Origin of the sequence: Streptomyces calidiresistens, assembly GCF_014141525.1 — a bacterium.
Classification (GTDB): domain Bacteria; phylum Actinomycetota; class Actinomycetes; order Streptomycetales; family Streptomycetaceae; genus Streptomyces; species Streptomyces calidiresistens.
On sequence record NZ_VKHS01000542.1, the window covers coordinates 1 to 3,848 of the forward strand.

2 protein-coding genes are annotated in these 3,848 nt (G+C 73.1%); both read left to right on the forward strand.

Annotated elements, in window-relative coordinates; translation table 11 throughout:
* The first annotated feature begins 238 nt into the window (after positions 1-238).
* Positions 239-1,453 carry a thiolase family protein gene (locus FOE67_RS19200; protein ID WP_182665972.1) on the forward strand — a complete coding sequence of 405 codons (1,215 nt, stop codon included), beginning with the start codon at positions 239-241 and terminating at the stop codon, positions 1,451-1,453.
* Positions 1,450-3,582, forward strand: coding sequence for a 3-hydroxyacyl-CoA dehydrogenase NAD-binding domain-containing protein (locus FOE67_RS19205; protein WP_182665974.1), 2,133 nt, complete (start codon positions 1,450-1,452; stop codon positions 3,580-3,582). Before FOE67_RS19200 ends, FOE67_RS19205 begins: the two co-directional genes overlap by 4 nt.
* Positions 3,583-3,848 lie beyond the last annotated feature (266 nt).

Sequence of the window (3,848 nt, forward strand, 5' to 3'; positions counted from 1 at the left end):
GGCGGTGGACCGGGGGCCCGAGGGGGCGACGGGCCGGGTCCCCGCCGGAGGTCGGGTGTGAGCCGTGCCCCGTGGCGGGAGTCGCCTCTTGCCTCTTGGTTACCGACTAGTAGCATGGGGGGCGGATTGCAAAGTCCGGAGGATCACCGCGGCTCCCGGGACGCTGCCGGGGCGCCGTGCCACCGGGCCGCGCCGGGCCCCGGCGCACGCCGCGCACCGCACCTGGAGGAGAGCCATCGTGCCTCGTACCGTCAGGGACGTCGTCTTCGTCGACGGCGTCCGCACCCCGTTCGGAAAAGCGGGCCCCAAGGGGATGTACCACGAGACCCGCGCGGACGACCTGGTCGTCAAGTGCATCCGTGAGCTGCTGCGCCGCAACCCCGACCTGCCGCCCGAGCGGGTCGACGAGGTGGCGATCGCCGCGACCACCCAGATCGGCGACCAGGGCCTGACCATCGGCCGCACCGCCGCGCTCCTCGCCGGCCTCCCGAGCACCGTCCCGGGGTACGCCATCGACCGGATGTGCGCGGGTGCCATGACCGCCGTGACCACCACCGCCGGTTCGATCGCCTTCGGCGCCTACGACGTGGTCGTGGCGGGCGGCGTGGAGCACATGGGCCGCCACCCGATGGGCGAGGGCGTGGACCCCAACCCGCGCTTCGTCTCCGAGAAGCTGGTGGACGAGTCCGCCATGTTCATGGGGATGACCGCCGAGAACCTGCACGACCGTTTCCCGCACCTGACCAAGGCGCGCGCCGACGAGTACGCCGTGCGCAGCCAGGAGAAGGCCGCCAAGGCGTACGCCGACGGGAGGATCCAGCGCGACCTGGTGCCGATCTCCATCCGACGCACCGACCCCGAGGCCGGCGAGACCGGTTGGGGCCTGGCCTCCGCCGACGAGCCGATGCGGCCGGGCACCACCCTGGAGCAGCTGGCCGGCCTGAAGACCCCGTTCCGCCCGCACGGCCGGGTCACCGCGGGCAACGCGGCCGGCCTCAACGACGGCGCCACCGCCTCGCTCCTGGCCGCCGAGGACGTGGCCCGCGAGCTGGGCCTGCCGGTGGCCATGCGGCTGGTCTCCTACGCCTTCGCGGGCGTGGCGCCGGAGGTGATGGGCGTCGGCCCCGTGCCCGCCACCGAGAAGGCCCTGGCCAAGGCCGGCCTGTCGATGGACGACATCGGCCTGCTGGAGATCAACGAGGCCTTCGCCGTCCAGGTGCTGGCCCTGCTGGACCACTACGGCATCGCCGACGACGACCCGCGCGTGAACCAATACGGCGGCGCGATCGCCTTCGGTCACCCGCTGGCCTCCTCCGGCGTGCGGCTGATGACCCAGCTGGCCCGGCAGTTCGAGGAGCAGCCGCACGTGCGCTACGGCCTGACCACCATGTGCGTCGGCTTCGGCATGGGCGGGACCGTCATCTGGGAGAACCCCCACTGGGAGGGCAAGTGAGCACCACCGCCGAGCTTCTCAAGGGAGCGGCCGAGCTGTTCCCCGACGAGGTCGTGACCTCCGCGCACGTCCGGCACCTGGACCTGCCGCAGGGGGCGGGGCGCTTCGCCCTGATCACCGTCGACAACGGCCTGGACCACACCAAGCCGACCACCTTCGGTCCGCAGTCGCTGGCCAACCTGAACGACGCGCTGGATGTCGTCGAGGAGGAGGCGCGGCGCGGTGAGATCGTCGGCGTCGGTCTGACCGGCAAGCCGTTCATCTTCGCCGTCGGCGCCGACCTCAAGGGCGTCGCCCTGCTGCGCGAGCGCGAGCAGGCGCTGGCCATCGGCCGCGGCGGTCACGAGGTGTTCAAGCGGTTCTCCTCGCTGGGCGTGCCCACCTTCGCCTACTACAACGGCGCGGCGATGGGCGGCGGCGTCGAGGTCGGCCTGCACTGCACCTACCGGACCGTCACCCGCCAGCTGCCGGCCTTCGCGCTGCCCGAGGTCTTCCTCGGCCTGGTGCCCGGCTGGGGCGGCTGCGGACTGCTGCCGAACCTGATCGGCGCCGAGCGCGCGGTGCACGTGATCATCGAGAACGCGCTCAACCAGAACCGCATGCTCAAGGGCCCCCGGGTCCACGAGCTGGGCATCGCCGACGCGATCTTCGACGCCGCGGACTTCCTGGAGCAGTCGCTGACCTGGACCTCCGCCGTGCTGCGCGGCGAACTGGAGGTCGAGCGCCCGGCGATCGACCGCGGCGAGGCCTGGGACGCGGCCGTGCAGCGGGGCCGGGAGTTCGCCGACTCCAAGGTGCACGGCGCCGCCCCGGCCGCCTACCGGGCGCTGGACATCATCTCCGCGGCGAAGTCGGGCGACCTGCGGGCCGCCTTCGCCGCCGAGGACGAGGCGCTGGCCGACCTCATCATGGGCGAGGAGCTGCGCAGCGGCATCTACTCCTTCAACCTGGTGCAGCGCCGCGCCAAGCGGCCCGTCGGCGCCCCGGACAAGTCGCTGGCGCGACCGGTCACCAAGGTCGGCATCGTCGGCGCGGGCCTGATGGCCTCCCAGCTGGCGCTGCTGTTCGCCCGCCGCCTGCGGGTGCCGGTGGTGCTCACCGACATCGACCGCGAGCGGGTCGACAAGGGCGTGGGCTGGGTGCACGAGCAGATCGACATGCTGCACCTGAAGGGCCGGCTCGACAGCGACGGCGCCAACCGCCTCAAGGGCCTGGTGACCGGCGAACTGGACAAGGCCGCCGCCTTCTCCGACGCCGACTTCGTCATCGAGGCCGTCTTCGAGGAGATGGGCATCAAGCAGCAGGTGTTCGCCGAGCTGGAGGCGGTCGTGCCCGAGCACGCCGTGCTGGCCACCAACACCAGCTCGCTGTCGGTGACCGAGATGGCCTCGCAGCTCAAGCACCCCGAGCGGGTGGTGGGCTTCCACTTCTTCAACCCGGTGGCCGTGCTGCCGCTGCTGGAGATCGTGCGGGCCGAGAAGACCGACGACGCCTCCCTGGCGACCGCCTTCGCGGTGGCCAGGCAGCTGAAGAAGACCGCCGTGCTGGTCAAGGACGCCCCGGCGTTCGTGGTCAACCGCATCCTGACCCGCTTCATGGGTGAGGTGCTCGGCGCGATCGACGAGGGCACCCCCGCGGAGACCGCCGACCGCGCCCTGGCCCCGCTGGGCCTGCCGATGTCCCCGATCCAGCTGCTGGAGCTGGTCGGCCCGGCCGTGGCGCACCACGTCGCGGGCACCCTGCACGACGCCTTCCCGGAGCGGTTCGGGGTCTCCCCGAACCTGGAGCGGGTGGTGAAGGCCGGCAAGCGGGCCTTCTACCGGCACGACTCCGGCACCCCGGAGCTGGACCCGGAGGTGATGGCGCTCTTCGAGACCGGCGACACCGTGCTGACCGAGGAGCAGGTCCGCGAGCGGGCACTGAACGCCATCGCCGAGGAGATCGGGCTGATGCTCGACGAGGGCGTGGTGGCCGAGGCGCAGGACATCGACCTGTGCCTGATCACCGGTGCGGGCTGGCCCTTCCACCTGGGCGGCATCACCCCCTACCTGGACCGCACGGGCGTCTCCGAGCGGGTGCTGGGACGGCGGCTGCTGCCGGTCGGTGAGGCGAGCGTGCCCGCCTTCTGACCCGGTCCCCGGTCCGGTTTCCCCCGGCGCCCGGTCGCACCGCCCCGGCGGCGCGGCCGGGCGCCGGCGCGTTCGGGGCGGCTCCGCGGCGGGGCGCGCTCCCGATGACCGTGCCCCCGATGGACCGCGCCGGCGTGCCGGGGCCCGATCGGGGTCCTAGCGTCACGGGTGCGGCCGGGGCGCCCGGTGGGCGCGGGCCGCGCGCCGGAACGGGACGACCAGCCGGGAGTTGACGATGGCGGCGGGTGACGTGGGCGGGGTCGACG